Source organism: Methylocaldum gracile, assembly GCF_053646815.1.
Genome location: NZ_CM132196.1, coordinates 2,127,633 through 2,143,275, shown reverse-complemented (window position 1 = coordinate 2,143,275; position 15,643 = coordinate 2,127,633). Strand labels below are relative to the sequence as shown.

Here is a 15,643-nt window from a genome sequence, read left to right as displayed (position 1 = left end):
CAAAAGTTTGTTTAACGCTTGAATGTCCATCCGCCTCTGCATCGGCGGATGGGTGCTTATTACGAAGGAAGAGTGTTTCTGACTGATTTCCGAATCTGTCTTTTTTGTTTCATTTGTAACGGACGGGCTGGGTTGTAGCTAGAGCATTTTCATATCTACTGTACAGGCACTCGCGAGTAGGTCGGGAATCCTTTCCCGACGCCACGTCCCGGCCGAGCGGCTTCGTCGGCAAAGGATTGCCGACCTACGAATGCTTGAATCCATTCACCCGAGCCGAAGGCGCCAACGACGTCCGCCAAGCTGGTTTTGCCGTACGAGCGCGATGAAAACGCTCTAAGTACATCCCATAAAGTTCTGCGGAAAGGGCGTACACTGGTGGCATGAAAGCCATCCTGATCCCCCCGTTGGGCAAAGCGCAACAGAGTGAGTTAGACACCCTGTATCGAAAGACCAAGGACCCACGACTCCGAACTCGTGCCCAGATGGTCTTGCTCTCGGCCGAGCGGGGTCTCAAAGCGCTGGAGATCGCGGGGATCGTGCGGGAGAGCGAGGACACCGTGGTGCGGTGGCTGAAACGGTATCAGAGCGAAGGCGTGGACGGGCTGAAAGATGCGCCGCGAGCGGGACGGCAAGCCAAAGTGACGGCGGCGTATCGGGCCGCCCTGGTGGCGGCGGTACGGCGCCGTCCGCGCAGTTTGGACCTGCCGTTTTCCATATGGACCCTGCAACGGCTGGTGGATTACCTGGCCGAGCAAACCGGGATTCGCATCGCTCTGGAAACCCTGCGCCAAACCTTGAAGCGCGAAGGGATTGTGCTCAGTCGTCCGCAGCATAAGATCAGCAGCCCTGATCCAGACTATGCGGTGAAAAAAAAGCGGTCGAAGACACCCGTGATCACTTGAAACCGGGCGATGTGTTTTACTACGCCGACGAGTTTAACCTCAGTTGGCTGCCTACCTTGACGGCGTTGTGGAGCCCGGTAGGCCAGCAAATTATGATTCCGACCCCAGGTCAGCCTAAGAAGCGCTATGGGTTGGGAGCGGTGAATTACCATACCGGTGAAACCGTGGTCTTATTCAAACGACACAAGCGCCGTCGGGAGGTGGCCGAACTGCTGCAAGCCATAGTGGACCAGCATCCCACGGGGACGATTTACGTCGCGTGGGACAATGCCGACACGCATCAAGACGACGAGATCGAAGCGGTCGTGCGCGGAGCCGCCGGGCGACTGGTCCTGCTGTACTTGCCGACCTATAGCCCTTGGCTCAACCCGATCGAGATGCTGTGGCGCCATTTCCGCCGCGAAGTGACCCATTGCGAACTCTTCGAGACGGTGGCCGCCTTGCTCCAAGCCGCCCGCGAGTTCTTCGACCGTCACAACCGCTCTCCACAGCTGGTGCTCTCGATTATCGGTTCCTATGCCGTAAAAGTTTCATGAATGTACTTAGCGACTGGCGAGTTCCGGAAGGTTCCGCGCCGTTCCGGACAAACGATACGGAGCGGAGCTGACAGCGGCGATGGGTGCGGTTCGGAAGGCCGCATGGGGCAAGGTCGAGCCAGCAACCCGGTTGCGCGACTGCTCGGCGACTTCCGGAGCCCCCTCCGGGTCGGTTTCCGGCAATGGAACAGCGAATTCCTCGCCGCCCCGGCGCGCCGGGACTTGGCCGGGGGCAATCTCCTGCAAGCGGCGGTCGCCCCCGGCGTGGCCGTAGTGATGCTTATAGGCCTTTCGGCGCATCACCGTCCTACCAGCCTTTTCACCCATATCGAAAAGGGAAGGACGGAGCCGTTCCCTCCCCGTGCCTGAGCCGACGAATAGGCGACGCTGGCGCGGAGAAAGACTCGGGACATCTCGGCAGAGAAGAGGGTCTCCGGCCGCTTGTCGACGTTGGACGAGAATACTTTTGCCCGATGTTTCATGGGTGACTCGAGGTTGCGGTTTGCGGGTGATGGGGAGCTTTCTCCAATGGGCCATGGTTGCGGCGGGTAGCGGGGAGAATGAGGCAATGCTCGCCTTCGGGATCGACGATCCAGGCATAGGGCCGGTCCTCCAGCGGCCGGGCGATGAATTCCGCCAGCGGAAGTCCGCAGAATTTCAACGAGACAAGGCTGGCAGAACATTCGACGGGCAGTTCCACCCGCAGTGGCACGATCTGTGATAATCGGGCCAGTACTTCCCGCACGGGGCGGATGCCGAAGGGCTGGCCCGCGAGTGAGCACGGGCTCGAACCGCCCGCGCCGACCGCTCAGTATTCCGCCAGGGGCGCGCCGCTGCGCACGCAGACGAAGCGGTAGTCGGAATACGGCGAGCCTTTGCTCGTGTCGCCGGTTTCCAGATCGACCCGCCAGACTTGGGCGTACGCCGCGCCGGTGGCATTGAGCACGGAAATCTTGTCCCAGGTCTCGGTCCAGTAGGCCACATAGCCCAGTCCGTTTTGCGGCGCCGAATTCGCGAACGGATGTCCCTGCGGCAGCTTGGTGTCGCCGTTCGCCGCCGGAACGACGTTGGGATCGATCAGGCTCATCAGTTCGTGCAGATAAGGCAACCGCCAGCCCTTGCGTCCCCCGACGCTGCTGTTGGCGCAGGAGTCGCGGGCGGAGTTCCATTCGGTCGTGGCGTTCGGCCAGGTCCTGAACCAGACCAGTTGAGTCTCCTTGTCCAGCACCGCCGCATTGCTGAACTCGGACAGCACCACGAAGCGCTGGGATGCGGAGTTGTATTTCTTGCCCCAGTCGCGCAGATCGAGCGCCTGCGCCTGTCCGGAAACGGCCGCGGCTAGTGCGGCGACGATGAAGGTTCTTTTGTTCATGGTTCTGCCTCCCGTGTTGGTTGATAACGTGTATGACTTGCCCCCATGCCGGGGGCTCGGGAAACACTATGAGGCGGGTTTGTTTCTGAAGGATTTCCGGAATTCCCGAGACTTGTTTCATTTGTTTCGACGGGAAGCGCCGCCGAAAGCCCGTAAGTCACTGAATTTGGTGGCTCCAAAAAAAGAGGGCGGCCGACGGCCGCCCCGAGGGGTTTGTGAGGGATGGATTACTCGTTCGGTACCGCCGGCAAGCCGTTCGGCATACCCAGTTCCACGCTGAGGTAGTATTCGCCTTCATCCGGGCCGTCCGGATCCCAGAATCCGGTCCGATAGGCCTTGGACGCCGAGAGACGCTTGAACTCCAGGGTTTCCACCTTGGTGTCGCCCGATTTCACCTGGACGCCCCAGGGTACCGAGTGGAAGTCCAGTGAACGGCCGAAGTGATTGCCGTTCTGGTAAACCCTGAACCATTCGACCTCGTTCGGGTTCCAGGTGTCGGCGTCGCAATCGCAGGACTCCTCGCCCAGTTCCCAGCCGATGTGCGTGCGGAAATACGCCTTGTCGACCAGGCCGGTGGAACCTTGGCCCCATATCGGGAAATGGAGATTCCAGCGGGAAACGTCGGTGTGGCGGTCGGTGGTCTTGACGTTCCAGGCGACGATGTCGTCCAGGTAGAACCTACCGACCACTTCGTCGCCGCCCGAAGTGGCGCCCCAGTCGCCCTGCTGGGCGATCCCCACCTTGATGAAGCGGTGGGAGCGCACGTCCGGGGTCAGGGCCAGGCGGAGGGTTTCGTTGTTGGCGTTGTCCGAGCGCTCGATTCCCAGCTTGATTTCCGCTCCGGTGGGTACGGCCAGGCCGGGATTGTTACTGCAATCGAACACCGCCTGGAAGGGCTTGGAACTGCTGCCGGCGTTGGTCGGCACATAATTTCCCCAGTTCTGGTATACCGTATTGCCCTGCTGTACGCGGATGCGGAAGGAACTGTTGCCGGATGCCGCCGGCGGCTGAATCCCGCCCTGGAGGATGCGCAGGGTGAAGCAACTGCCCTTGCCGTCCTCACCGGGCTGATTGTTGAACTCGAACCACTTGACCTTCTGGCCGGGGGTCCCGTTCAGGCTGGTGCCGGGCATGTCGGTCGGTTCGGACCAGGACTTGGACCAGTTCTCGCCATAGCGCGCATGGGATTTGTCCACGTCCAGGAAGCCGCCCGCGCCGATCAGGAGCGCCGTGTCCGGCGTGAGGCCGTCCATCCTGGTGATCATGATTTCGGCCGTGCCGATGGCGCCGTAACTTGCCGGCGTGATCCGCAAGTAGGCCGGAACCGGGAAGGAGATCTTCACGGACTTTTTCAGATCGCGCTTGCCGAAGCCCAGCCGGTACCGCTTGTTGAAGGTTTCCACCGGCATCGACAGATCGGTGGACAGGAAGGCCGTGACATCCAGCTCATACTTGCTGCCGTCCACATGGGTGAGTTTTTCGGCGGTGATGGCCAGATCGGTGTCCGCCGGCACGCGAATCCACTGCACCGCGCCCGGATTGTCGAAGGTCAGCACTCTGGTGGTGTTCAGATTGGCCGAGTTCCCGGCATCCAGCGCCTTGCGCGGGGCGCAATAGCCGGAGTCGAAGCTGACCGCCATTTCCACCGGGAAGTGGTCCGAAGCATCGGTGGCCGGATTGGGTCCTCCCAAATAGAGGTTGAAATCGCGGCGTGCGCGGGCATGCTGCATGCAGTAGCCGTTCCGGTCCCAGTCGCTTTTCCAGCGGGACAGAATGTAATCCAGCCGCTGAGGATACGGGTCCGCCGCGTCGTGGCTGTTCCAGACGGGATGCCGGGTGAATCCGCCGTCGTTGTCGGTGGTTTTCATCTGGGCGCGATAAACGTCCTCGAAGCCGTCCTGAGCCACGAAGATGTCGCTGATCCAATCCTTGTACTCGTATTGGTTCTGCGACGGATTGACGCCGATGAACTTCTTGCCGTCGCCCAGAACGTTGAGATCGCCCATCACCATGACATCCTCGTCCGCGGAAGCCATGGAGTCGATGAATTTGCGCAGATGCTGCAACTGGGTGGCGCGGACCGCCGAATATTCCTCCGGCGGATTGGCTTCCGGATAATCGGCCTGGGTGTGGGTGACGAAGATGTTCAGCGGACGGCCGGTCTTGGTGTTCTGCACGCGGGTCCAGAGGATGCCCTTGACGGCGCCCGCGTCCGCCCCCTCCGCTTCCGTGTACCAGGTATAGGCCGCCGCGCAGCCGAGAGCCTGGTTCATATTGGTTTTGTACCAAGGTTTGCTTTTCACCCACGGAAAGGGGCTCGCCGGCCCGCCGGCGAGGAATTGAAAGCTTGCGAGCTTTTCCGCGCCCTCCGCATTCAGGCAGTAATAGTCCACGCTGATGCCCTGCGGATAAGGGATGTTGGGAAGCGCCATGAAGGCGGGTTCGAGATCGTTGCGGGGCAGCGGCGGGAACTGGGTGAACAGGCCCAGGCCGGCGTCGCCGACGGTGGTCATATGGAATCCGGGCGACCAGGCATAGTAGGGGTACTGGGCCGGTGGTGCTCCGTGCGGGAGGTAGGAATAGGAAATATCGGTGTTGCCGATATCCGAGACCCCGGTATCGATGCCGGTCATGAGGTAAATGAACTCGTCGTACTGGCCTTTCTGGTCCGGCGATCCGGAAAACAGCTCGTTGATCGATACGATGTCGTATTTCTGCTTGTTCAGGCGCCCGACGATGTGGGGTACCCGGTGGTCGTTGTCCAGACCTGCCGCGTCGGGATGGACGATGTCGGGATACATCCAGACGTTCCAGTGCAAGGCCCGGATCACTTCGGGATGGTCCGCGACCGCCGGTAGTTTGATGGCCGGCGGTTGGTCCACCGGGCTCGGCTTATTGGGACTGTCGGCAAGCACAGCTTGCCCCGAGCAGAGCACTGCGGCGACCAGCGCCCGCCAGATAGCTCGCAAGGGCGATTTGATTGGTTTCATGGTTGGTTCTCCTCTTCGATTGTCGAATTCCCCGGCGAAGGCGCCGAGGTCGGGAACCAGTTTCAATGGGCCGTGTATCTCGAATATTTCCGGCGGAGCGGAGATTTGTTTCAATTGTTTCGCCCGTCAGGGTAACCGCCGAAGCCCCGGCGAATTGGAAATCGGCGATTTCCCACAGGCTCAGTCAACGTACTCAAGGACGCCCGTCGTGAGACTAAAGCGTTTCCATTCGCACGCAAGGATTGATTGCAAACGGCCTCAGTATAGGTACGGGCTAAGTACATTCATGAAACTTTTACGGCATAGGAACCGATAATCGAGAGCACCAGCTGTGGAGAGCGGTTGTGACGGTCGAAGAACTCGCGGGCGGCTTGGAGCAAGGCGGCCACCGTCTCGAAGAGTTCGCAATGGGTCACTTCGCGGCGGAAATGGCGCCACAGCATCTCGATCGGGTTGAGCCAAGGGCTATAGGTCGGCAAGTACAGCAGGACCAGTCGCCCGGCGGCTCCGCGCACGACCGCTTCGATCTCGTCGTCTTGATGCGTGTCGGCATTGTCCCACGCGACGTAAATCGTCCCCGTGGGATGCTGGTCCACTATGGCTTGCAGCAGTTCGGCCACCTCCCGACGGCGCTTGTGTCGTTTGAATAAGACCACGGTTTCACCGGTATGGTAATTCACCGCTCCCAACCCATAGCGCTTCTTAGGCTGACCTGGGGTCGGAATCATAATTTGCTGGCCTACCGGGCTCCACAACGCCGTCAAGGTAGGCAGCCAACTGAGGTTAAACTCGTCGGCGTAGTAAAACACATCGCCCGGTTTCAAGTGATCGCGGGTGTCTTCGACCGCTTTTTTTTCACCGCATAGTCTGGATCAGGGCTGCTGATCTTATGCTGCGGACGACTGAGCACAATCCCTTCGCGCTTCAAGGTTTGGCGCAGGGTTTCCAGAGCGATGCGAATCCCGGTTTGCTCGGCCAGGTAATCCACCAGCCGTTGCAGGGTCCATATGGAAAACGGCAGGTCCAAACTGCGCGGACGGCGCCGTACCGCCGCCACCAGGGCGGCCCGATACGCCGCCGTCACTTTGGCTTGCCGTCCCGCTCGCGGCGCATCTTTCAGCCCGTCCACGCCTTCGCTCTGATACCGTTTCAGCCACCGCACCACGGTGTCCTCGCTCTCCCGCACGATCCCCGCGATCTCCAGCGCTTTGAGACCCCGCTCGGCCGAGAGCAAGACCATCTGGGCACGAGTTCGGAGTCGTGGGTCCTTGGTCTTTCGATACAGGGTGTCTAACTCACTCTGTTGCGCTTTGCCCAACGGGGGGATCAGGATGGCTTTCATGCCACCAGTGTACGCCCTTTCCGCAGAACTTTATGGGATGTACTTAGAGCGTTTTTTACCGCGGTTTTGCGGTGAGAATCGGGAAATTCGTAGGTCGGCAATCCTTTGCCGACAATGCCCCCGCCGACCGCGCGTGTCGGCAAAGGATTGCCGACCTACTTCTGCGCCAAACCGGAAAGTGCTCTAAAACCCGCTCCCGCATTCCGCGAATCAATCCGAGAATCGCCCTGGACTCCACGGCTCTGCTCGCGCTTCTATGCTCAAAGACGCCGCCACGGATTGATTCCGTCCGAACGGCACCGGCGCAGATAAAGGGCGATGTAGAGGAGATCGAAAACAATGAAGGCGATGTAGACGTAGGCCAGGAACAGGGAGTCGGGCGTCAGTACGTACTGGGCCGGAATCAGCGCGATGCTGCCGATCATTCGCGACAACGCGATGTAGACCGACTGCCCTTTGACGCTTTGCCTGCGCACCAGCAGGTACGGAAAAGAAACCGAGATCAGCAGCTGATCCCCCCATCCGGTGTAATTGCCGTGCCAATCCTGAAATTCGAAAGTGATGGCCAGGATGCCCGCAAATGCGGTGACCAGCGCCAGACCGAACGCCGGCAGGAACCACCGTTGCGGCAACGCGGACGGAAACTCCTTTCGGCCGAATCGCAAGTACTGGTAAGCGATCACCAGATCGATCAGAAACCAGATGCCGTTGGCGTAGTTCAGCGGCGGATCATCGGGCAGAAGAAAGCCGAAGATGAATTCGTAGGAGAGATTGGTGCAAAGCGGAAGCAACGGCATGCCGTAGGCGCGGTCCTTGAACGCGCGGCGGATGATGAGCAGATAAGCGACGCCCCACAAACCCAGACAGGCGATCGAGGAAGCGTTGTAGACGAGCTGTTCCGTCGGACTCATGAGTTTCCTCCTTTAAGCCAAGCCGAGGAACGCCGTCATCCAGGACCCGAGCAAGGCGCAGGGCAGCCATAGCGCGAATTCGGCATCGATGGCGGCATCGCCGGGAAGACCGCCCCCCGCCATCACCCTCGCACCGTGGCGAAGAACGGCCGATACGTATCCGTGCACCAGCGCCAACCCGGTCGTCCACACCGGAATCCAACCGACGGCCACGAAAGCGATCAGCCAAGCGAGAGCCGCGGCATTCACGATGTGGAGCAGCCGCAAGGTTTTCGGAATGCCGAGCATCAGCGGCAGCGTGGCCACGCCATCGAAGCGGTCGCGCTCCAGATCCTTGAAATCGCAATAGACGGTATTCAACAAGAACGACAAAAACGTGTAACCGAAAAAGAACGGGACCAGGGACGGCTGATTTCCGCCGACGAAACGGTCCGCGTAGACCATTAGCAAGCCCCAGAAAAAGGCCGTGTAAAACGCCTTGAACCCCGGAATGTCCTTGAGCCGCCGATAGCGGAAGAGACCGCGGGTGAGAATGCCGAACCATGGCGTTCCGTAAAGAATCACCGCGATAGGGAACGAGACGAGGAACAGCATCGCAGCCGGACTGCTCGCTATTCCGGTAATCGTCACGGCCGCCGCGAGCGCGGCGGCACCGAGCACTGAAAAGAATCGTTTCCGACGCCCCAAGGCCAGACTGCGTTTCGAAGCTTGTTCATCATCGAAACGGTCGACATCCGCCAGATGGTCGATCAGATAGCTGGCGTAGACCAGCAGAAATACGGCTGCGGCCAACGCAGTCGAAATCCGCCCGGTCCCGGCCAGCGCAACCGCCGAAACCGCGCTGGCGGCACCGGCGGGCAATACCAGTCCCAAACGCGCCATGCATTCGACTCCGTAAGACATGAGCCGGCTCAGGCGGGCCATGTTTGAACGCAGCCAATATTCCCCGGACACCCGGCCGGGTACCGAAAATACGCTGCTGAGATCGAAAATCGGGACGAACTTGTTCATGGAATTCCTCCTCGGTTTGAGCCGGCGTTTCGGCACGGCCCGGTTGATGGTCAGTTCGTCGCGGGCTGATCGGTGGCTCTCGCGTCCCGCAACGCGACGCTATTTCAGGGGAGGAACGTTTCTGAAGGATTTCCCGAAATGGGAGATTTGTTTCGTTCGTAACTCGATCGTTTCGGACTTATTTCGGGCGGAGGGCGCTGGGCGCAAACCCTTGCGCCCGATAACGACAGCCGCCGGAAGAGATCGATCTCCCTTCTTGGCGGCTCGGGATAAGAAATCTAGACCGGTAGTTCGATAAGCTCGAAGGTATTGTTGTCCGGATCCCGGCAAAACAGCGCCGGGCGGCCGGATTTACTTACGCTATAGCGCACCCCCGCTTGTTCGAGGTCGCGTTTGATCGCCGCCAGGTCCGCGACGTTCAAAGCCACGTGGCGGTCGAGTCCGCCGTGTTCCGGACGCTCTGCCCCTGCATCGGGATTCGGTACCTGAAGCAAATGGATCTGCTGCGCGCCGATCTCGTACCAAACCCCGTCGAAGGGCATACGCGGACGCTTGTCGCTGGGCGTCAATCCGAGAACGCCCTCGTAGAACCGCCGCGAGGCATCCAAATCGCTGACAATCAATGAGGCGTGATTAAAACCGATGACTTTCATAGGCCCTCTAAACTAAGTTCGCGAATTCTCAAGACGGGGTATTTTGTCGCCGACATCCCGGCCGCACAATCCGTTACCGCAATGATCGGTGCTATCGTCATTTCGGGATATAATCGACGACTTTGATCAACCATCCGAAACCGTTGTGGCCAGTCAAACCATAGCTAAACGCGACGTTTCCACTTTTCAGGGACTGATTCTGGCGCTGCAGGAGTACTGGGCGGCACAGGGCTGCGTCATCATGCAGCCTCTGGACATGGAGGTAGGGGCAGGCACTTTCCACCCCGCGACATTCCTTCGGGCCATAGGCCCGGAGCCCTGGAACACCGCCTACGTGCAACCCTCCCGCCGGCCCACCGACGGCCGCTACGGCGAGAACCCCAACCGGCTCCAGCATTATTACCAGTTTCAGGTCATTCTCAAACCGAATCCGCCCGATATCCAGGAGCTGTATCTGGGGTCCCTCCGCTTTCTCGGCTTCGACCTGCTCGAACACGACGTTCGCTTCGTCGAGGACAACTGGGAATCGCCGACCCTGGGCGCCTGGGGCCTAGGTTGGGAGGTCTGGCTGAACGGCATGGAGGTCACGCAGTTCACGTATTTCCAGCAAGTGGGGGGGCTGGACTGCCGCCCGGTCAGCGGCGAAATCACCTACGGATTGGAACGCATCGCCATGTACCTGCAAGGGGTCGAAAGCGTGTTCGATCTGGTCTGGACCCGCGGACCCAACGGACCAGTGACCTACGGCGACGTTTATCACCAGAATGAGGTGGAAATGTCGTCTTTCAATTTCGAGCACGCCGATACCGAATTCCTGTTCGGCTGCTTCGATACTTACGAACGCGAATGTCAAAAACTGATCGCGCAGGATTTACCCCTACCCGCCTACGAAATGGTGTTGAAAGCCTCGCACTCCTTCAACCTCCTGGACGCGCGCCGCGCCATATCGGTCACCGAACGCCAGCGCTACATCCTCCGTGTCCGCGACTTGGCCAAATCCGTCGCGGAAGCCTATTACCAGCGCCGTGAAAAACTCGGTTTTCCGCTGCTGAATTCGAGGAGTGCCGACGATGAGTGAGACGCGCGATCTTCTGTTCGAACTGGGCACCGAGGAATTGCCGCCCAAGTCCCTGCTTACGCTAAGCCTGGCACTGAAAGGCAACGTCGAGAGCGGTCTCGCCAGAGCCGCGCTGAACTTCGATGACGTCGTACCCTATGCGGCGCCGCGGCGGCTCGCGGTATGGGTAAGAGGCTTGGCGACCGCCCAGCCCGACCAGACCGTCGAAAGGCGCGGCCCTGCGCTCAATGCCGCCTATCAGCCGGACGGCTCGCCCTCCAAGGCTCTGGAAGGCTTCATGAAGAGCTGCGGCGCCACGCTCGAACAGCTCACCACCATCGAAACCGATAAGGGCGCGTGGATCGGGTTCCGCCAGGAGGTAAAGGGCGGCCGAACCGAGGATTTGATCCCTGATATTCTGCGCCAGTCGCTGGCCGCCCTGCCGATCGCGAAACGCATGCGCTGGGGGGCCGGAACCGCCGAATTCGTGCGCCCGGTACACTGGATCGTGCTGCTGTTCGGCAGCGAAGTGATCGAGGCCGAAATCCTGAGCGTACCCGCGGGCCGCGTGACTTACGGCCACCGCTTCCACCATCCCGACGGCCTGGTTCTGAACGAGCCCGGCGAATACGCCGAAAAGCTGCTCGAACAAGGTTTCGTCATCGCCGACTTCGAGACCCGCAAGACCAGGATCCGCGAGTCGGCCGAAGCCACCGCGGTCACGGTCAACGGTTGCGCGCATATCGAAGCCGATCTGCTGGACGAAGTCGCATCCCTGGTCGAATGGCCGGTACCAATTCTGGGCGGGTTCGATGCCCGCTACCTGTCCCTTCCACCGGAAGTGCTGATCACCACCATGCAGGCGAATCAGAAGTATTTTCCGGTGAAGGATAAAGAAGGCGGTCTGTTGCCCTACTTCATCACCTTCAGCAATCTGGACAGCCGCTCCCCGGACACCGTACGCGCCGGAAACGAAAGAGTCGTGCGCCCTCGCCTATCGGACGCCGAATTCTTCTGGAACCAGGATCGCAAGCAAACCCTCGAAAGCCGGGTGCCCGACCTGGCGCAGATCACCTTCCAGAAGACCCTGGGGTCGCTGCTCGACAAAACCGAGCGGGTCAAAAACCTGGCCGTCAGCATCGCCGAGCGTCTGAACACGGAAAGCGCCTGGGTCGAACGCGCGTCTCTTCTCGCCAAAGCCGATCTGCTGAGCCTGATGGTCGGCGAGTTTCCCGAGCTGCAGGGCACCATGGGCCGTTACTACGCCCTGGCGGAGGGAGAGCCGGAAGAAATCGCCGCAGCCATCGAGGAACAGTATCTGCCGAAGGTCTCCGGCGGTCCCCTGCCGCGAACGGGCACCGGCCTGATGCTGGCTCTGGCCGAAAAGATCGACACCTTGACCGGCATCTTCAGCGCCGGCCTGATACCGACCGGCGACAAAGACCCCTACGCTTTGCGCCGCGCCGCCTTGGGCGCCATCCGCATCCTGCTCGAGGGGGAATTGGATCTGGATCTTCCGGAGCTCCTGGATTCAGCCCTGGCGCAGTTCCCCCATCCGTTCGACGCCGAAACGGTACATGCGAACGTTTACGACTTCATCCTCGAACGGCTCCGCGGTTACTGCCTGGAGCGCGGCGTCCGCCACGACGAGTTCGAGGCCGTTCTGGCGGTCAGGCCCGGCCGCCTGCCGGACTTTGACCGGCGCCTGAAAGCCGTTCGCGAATTCCGCCGCCTGGCCGAGGCCGAGAGCCTTTCCGCGGCCAACAAGCGGATACGCAATATCCTGCGCAAGGCGGAAGAGGAAGTCGTCGCCAATGTCGACGATCACGTGCTGACGGAAACGGAAGAGAAACATCTGTTGGAGGCCGCGCGGCAAGCCAAGGAAGACATTCTTCCGCTGCTGCACGAACGGGACTATACGGCGGCCTTGTGCCGTCTGGCGCAGCTCCGGGAAACGGTGGACGCCTTCTTCGACAGCGTCATGGTGATGACCGAGGATGCCGAGCTTCGCCGCAACCGGCTGGGCCTCTTGGCGATCGTCGAAGGACTGTTCCTCAACATCGCCGACATCTCGAAGCTTCAGGGATAAGCGGTCCCGCGGCATGTCGAAATTCGTCATTCTGGACCGCGACGGCGTCGTCAACGAGGACTCCTACGCCTATATCAAGTCGCCCGACGAATGGGTGCCCATTCCCGGCAGCCTCGAAGCGATCTCGCTTCTGACCCGCGGCGGCTTTCGCGTCGTCATCCTGACGAATCAATCCGGCATCGCCCGCGGATTGTTCAATCTGGCTACGCTGGAAGGTATCCATCAAAAGATGCGCGATGCCGTCGAGTCTGCCGGAGGACGGATCGAGGAGATTTTCTTCTGCCCGCACGGCCCGGAAGACGGCTGCGGCTGCCGGAAGCCCGAGCCGGGCTTGTTCCGCGCCTTTGCCGAAAAATATCAGGTCGATCTGAGGTCCGTACCCGCGGTGGGCGATTCCTTCCGGGACGTTCAGGCCGCACAGGCGGCCGGGGCGCAACCCATCCTGGTTGAAACGGGCAAAGGCATGCGGACTTTGGCCCGCCATCCGGATCTCGACCTTCCTATTTTTCCAAATCTCTATGCAGCGGCCCAATATATCCTTTTTAACGCTGATTAGCGTTTGTTTGCGTTCGACTCTCTATTTCATCGGCCAGGTCTTGTCTACCCTCCTGCTGGGGCCGGTGCTGCTGACGGCCTATCCGCTCCGGTTCGAAACCCGCTATGCCATCGCCGGCCTATGGGTACGGTTCAACTTATGGATGTTGGAAACCGTTTGCGGCTTGAAGTATGAGGTGCGCGGGCTCGAGAACATCCCGGAGCGAAGCGGCATCATACTCTGCAAACATCAATCCGCCTGGGAAACTCTGGCTTTGCAAGCCATATTCCCGCCCCTGGTGTTCATTCTGAAGCGCGAATTGCTGCGCATCCCGGTATGGGGTTGGGCCATGGCTACCTTGGAACCGATCGCCATCAACCGGCAGGCGAAATCCGCCGCCATGAAGCAGATCCTGAGGGACGGCGAAAAACGACTGAAAGACGGGCGCTGGGTCGTCATTTTCCCCGAGGGAACTAGGGTCGCGCCCGGGCAGAAAGGACGCTACGGGACTAGCGGCGGAATACTCGCTCATCGCGTCGGCTGTCCGGTAGTCCCCGTCGCCCACAATGCCGGCGAATACTGGACACGGCGGGCTTTTCTCAAATTTCCCGGTGTTATCCAGGTGCGCATCGGACCGCCGATCGATGCGACCACGCTGAGCTCCAGCGAAATCAATCATCAAGCGGAACAGTGGATCGAAAGCCGAATGGCCGAAATCAGCGGCTTCGGCCCGTACGCGGGGACGTTTCCACCGAGCGGCGCGCCGACGGTATCGCAGTAGTCCCGTTTCGGCTTCCGGGCTGAATTGATAGGTCGGAATTCCCTTGCCGACGAATGCGGTCTGTCCGGTCTCTCCGATGGCAAACGGTCGCGTTAGGGCTTTGTCGGCAAAGGATTGCCGACCTACAACTGGGCTTGGACAAAGGGAAGGCAGCCGTTCCGGGTTCTCGCGTGCTAGGAACCGCGTGCTCTGTAGCGCTGCAAACAAGCCTCGGCTTCATCCAGGTCGTTATGACAGCGGTGCACCCAGTCTTCGCCCCAATAGAAGTTGCAGCTCGTTTCGGCACGCAATAGCCGCCAGAAGGCTTCGTTCAGTTCACCCTGCTCCTCTTCTGTCAAATCCTTGGCTACAGCGGCATTTCGGGCTTGGTGTACCGCCATGCTTACGGCCTGCAATCGCGCCAGAGAATCTTTTTGCGTTTGCGAACCGGTCCATCGCAGAAAATCCCGTCCGTGATGCCAACCGGTATTCCAGGCTCCGGTTCTTACCGTAACTTCACCGTACGCGCCGAATCGGTCCAAATAATCCTTGATAAAAGCCGGTTGAATTAAACTTTTCTTGCGGGCTTCATCCAACAATTCCCGGTAAAACGCACCCCAAAAATTCACCTCGTTGGTCGTGTTCCGGAACCAACCCCCGTTCTCGCCGTCCGTGCAGGTCGTGACCAGCGGTTCGAAATCGCAGCATTGCGTTCGCTGAGCCAGTTCTTTCGCGAACCAAACGTAGTCCATGCCCGATTCCTGAGCGTCCGAAAGCTCCCGGTCGCGTACGATGACGATGATTTCCGACCCGTTATGGCGAGCAATATGGGGCCGATACCGGAGTTCGTGCCATTGCATGGGCGTCACCGGCTCCACGTGCTCGCTGTCGACGATTACATAGCGATAGCCAAATTTCTTGAGCAGCGGAATCAGCTCCATGGAAAATCCCATCTCGGGAGGCCAAAACCCTTGGAACGAATTCCGCCAAAACAGATGGCCGGCAATGGCCTGCCAGCGTGCCAGATGTTCGTCGCGATCCGCCTCGGGGATGAGCGGCAACACCGGGTGGTAATAGCCCGTACCGAGGATGTCGATGATCCGCTCGTTCTGGAGGTGCCAAATCAGCGACCCGCAATCGACGATGCCGTAAACGCGGCTCTGGAATTCCGGATTCGACAAGGTTTCGAGGAGCGTCCCGGAAAGCGACAGATGGACCCGCGCGATGTCGTCGTAATCCCATAGGAATCTCGGAATCCGATCGTAGGCATAAAGAATTTCCCGAGCCTCCCAGGGCTGTTCGGAAAGGAGATGGTCCAGATTGCCGGGCGGCTGATGCAGGTTCAATACCAGGGCGTGATGAATGGCAGACATAATCCCTCGATGTGTTCAACTCGATCACGAACTCGTGAGGCTTATTATGCCTTCTGGCGAGTCCGTTTGGGACACGCGGGCGTGGGCGAGTTTCGCTTCAGAATGGCGGGCG

General features: G+C 60.0%; 16 protein-coding genes. 6 read left to right on the top strand and 10 right to left on the bottom strand.

What is annotated here, in order from left to right:
- Positions 1-380: 380 nt before the first annotated feature.
- Positions 381-902: a helix-turn-helix domain-containing protein gene (locus ACWJJK_RS09405; RefSeq protein WP_156882070.1), complete on the top strand. Its 522-nt coding sequence runs from the start codon at positions 381-383 to the stop codon at positions 900-902.
- A complete protein-coding gene (locus tag ACWJJK_RS09400; protein WP_156881976.1) occupies positions 899-1,438 on the top strand; it encodes an IS630 family transposase in 540 nt (179 codons plus the stop codon). The genes ACWJJK_RS09405 and ACWJJK_RS09400 overlap by 4 nt, the downstream gene beginning before the upstream one ends.
- A gap of 6 nt (positions 1,439-1,444) precedes the next feature.
- Here ACWJJK_RS09400 and ACWJJK_RS09395 read toward each other — a convergent pair whose 3' ends face one another.
- The 9 genes from ACWJJK_RS09395 to ACWJJK_RS09355 all read right to left on the bottom strand — a co-directional run bounded on the left by ACWJJK_RS09395 (position 1,445) and on the right by ACWJJK_RS09355 (position 9,717).
- Positions 1,445-1,738: a diguanylate cyclase domain-containing protein gene (locus tag ACWJJK_RS09395; RefSeq protein ID WP_454129039.1), complete on the bottom strand. Its 294-nt coding sequence runs from the start codon at positions 1,736-1,738 to the stop codon at positions 1,445-1,447.
- A gap of 178 nt (positions 1,739-1,916) precedes the next feature.
- Positions 1,917-2,183 (bottom strand): hypothetical protein, encoded by a 267-nt coding sequence (locus tag ACWJJK_RS09390; protein WP_454128924.1) that lies wholly within the window; start codon positions 2,181-2,183, stop codon positions 1,917-1,919.
- Between the two features lie 63 nt (positions 2,184-2,246).
- Complete coding sequence (locus ACWJJK_RS09385) at positions 2,247-2,810, bottom strand: Lcl C-terminal domain-containing protein (protein ID WP_156882033.1); 564 nt, start codon at positions 2,808-2,810, stop codon at positions 2,247-2,249.
- A gap of 227 nt (positions 2,811-3,037) precedes the next feature.
- Positions 3,038-5,800 (bottom strand): endonuclease/exonuclease/phosphatase family protein, encoded by a 2,763-nt coding sequence (locus tag ACWJJK_RS09380; protein WP_156882032.1) that lies wholly within the window; start codon positions 5,798-5,800, stop codon positions 3,038-3,040.
- Between the two features lie 284 nt (positions 5,801-6,084).
- Positions 6,085-6,624, bottom strand: a complete 540-nt coding sequence (locus ACWJJK_RS09375; protein ID WP_156881976.1) for an IS630 family transposase — start codon at positions 6,622-6,624, stop codon at positions 6,085-6,087.
- A complete protein-coding gene (locus ACWJJK_RS09370) occupies positions 6,621-7,142 on the bottom strand; it encodes a helix-turn-helix domain-containing protein (protein WP_434111134.1) in 522 nt (173 codons plus the stop codon). Before ACWJJK_RS09370 ends, ACWJJK_RS09375 begins: the two co-directional genes overlap by 4 nt.
- 260 nt (positions 7,143-7,402) lie before the next feature.
- Positions 7,403-8,053, bottom strand: a complete 651-nt coding sequence (locus ACWJJK_RS09365) for a transmembrane-type terpene cyclase (protein WP_156881971.1) — start codon at positions 8,051-8,053, stop codon at positions 7,403-7,405.
- A gap of 12 nt (positions 8,054-8,065) precedes the next feature.
- A complete protein-coding gene (locus ACWJJK_RS09360) occupies positions 8,066-9,064 on the bottom strand; it encodes a UbiA family prenyltransferase (RefSeq protein WP_156881970.1) in 999 nt (332 codons plus the stop codon).
- Between the two features lie 278 nt (positions 9,065-9,342).
- Positions 9,343-9,717, bottom strand: a complete 375-nt coding sequence (locus tag ACWJJK_RS09355) for a VOC family protein (protein ID WP_156881969.1) — start codon at positions 9,715-9,717, stop codon at positions 9,343-9,345.
- Positions 9,718-9,862: 145 nt separating this feature from the next.
- Between ACWJJK_RS09355 and glyQ the strand changes: the two genes are divergently transcribed.
- From glyQ to ACWJJK_RS09335, 4 genes are read left to right on the top strand one after another with little or no spacing between them, the layout of a single operon-like run.
- A complete protein-coding gene (glyQ, locus tag ACWJJK_RS09350) occupies positions 9,863-10,795 on the top strand; it encodes a glycine--tRNA ligase subunit alpha (RefSeq protein ID WP_240506732.1) in 933 nt (310 codons plus the stop codon).
- The gene (gene glyS, locus ACWJJK_RS09345; RefSeq protein WP_156881968.1) at positions 10,788-12,863 is read left to right on the top strand and encodes a glycine--tRNA ligase subunit beta; all 2,076 of its coding nucleotides are present in this window, start codon (positions 10,788-10,790) and stop codon (positions 12,861-12,863) included. Before glyQ ends, glyS begins: the two co-directional genes overlap by 8 nt.
- Positions 12,864-12,876: 13 nt before the next feature.
- Positions 12,877-13,419: a D-glycero-beta-D-manno-heptose 1,7-bisphosphate 7-phosphatase gene (gene gmhB / locus ACWJJK_RS09340; RefSeq protein ID WP_156881967.1), complete on the top strand. Its 543-nt coding sequence runs from the start codon at positions 12,877-12,879 to the stop codon at positions 13,417-13,419.
- 7 nt (positions 13,420-13,426) lie between these two features.
- Positions 13,427-14,179, top strand: coding sequence for a 1-acyl-sn-glycerol-3-phosphate acyltransferase (locus ACWJJK_RS09335; protein ID WP_434101677.1), 753 nt, complete (start codon positions 13,427-13,429; stop codon positions 14,177-14,179).
- A gap of 173 nt (positions 14,180-14,352) precedes the next feature.
- Here ACWJJK_RS09335 and ACWJJK_RS09330 read toward each other — a convergent pair whose 3' ends face one another.
- Positions 14,353-15,531, bottom strand: coding sequence for a glycoside hydrolase family 57 (locus tag ACWJJK_RS09330; protein WP_454128923.1), 1,179 nt, complete (start codon positions 15,529-15,531; stop codon positions 14,353-14,355).
- Between the last annotated feature and the right edge of the window lie 112 nt (positions 15,532-15,643).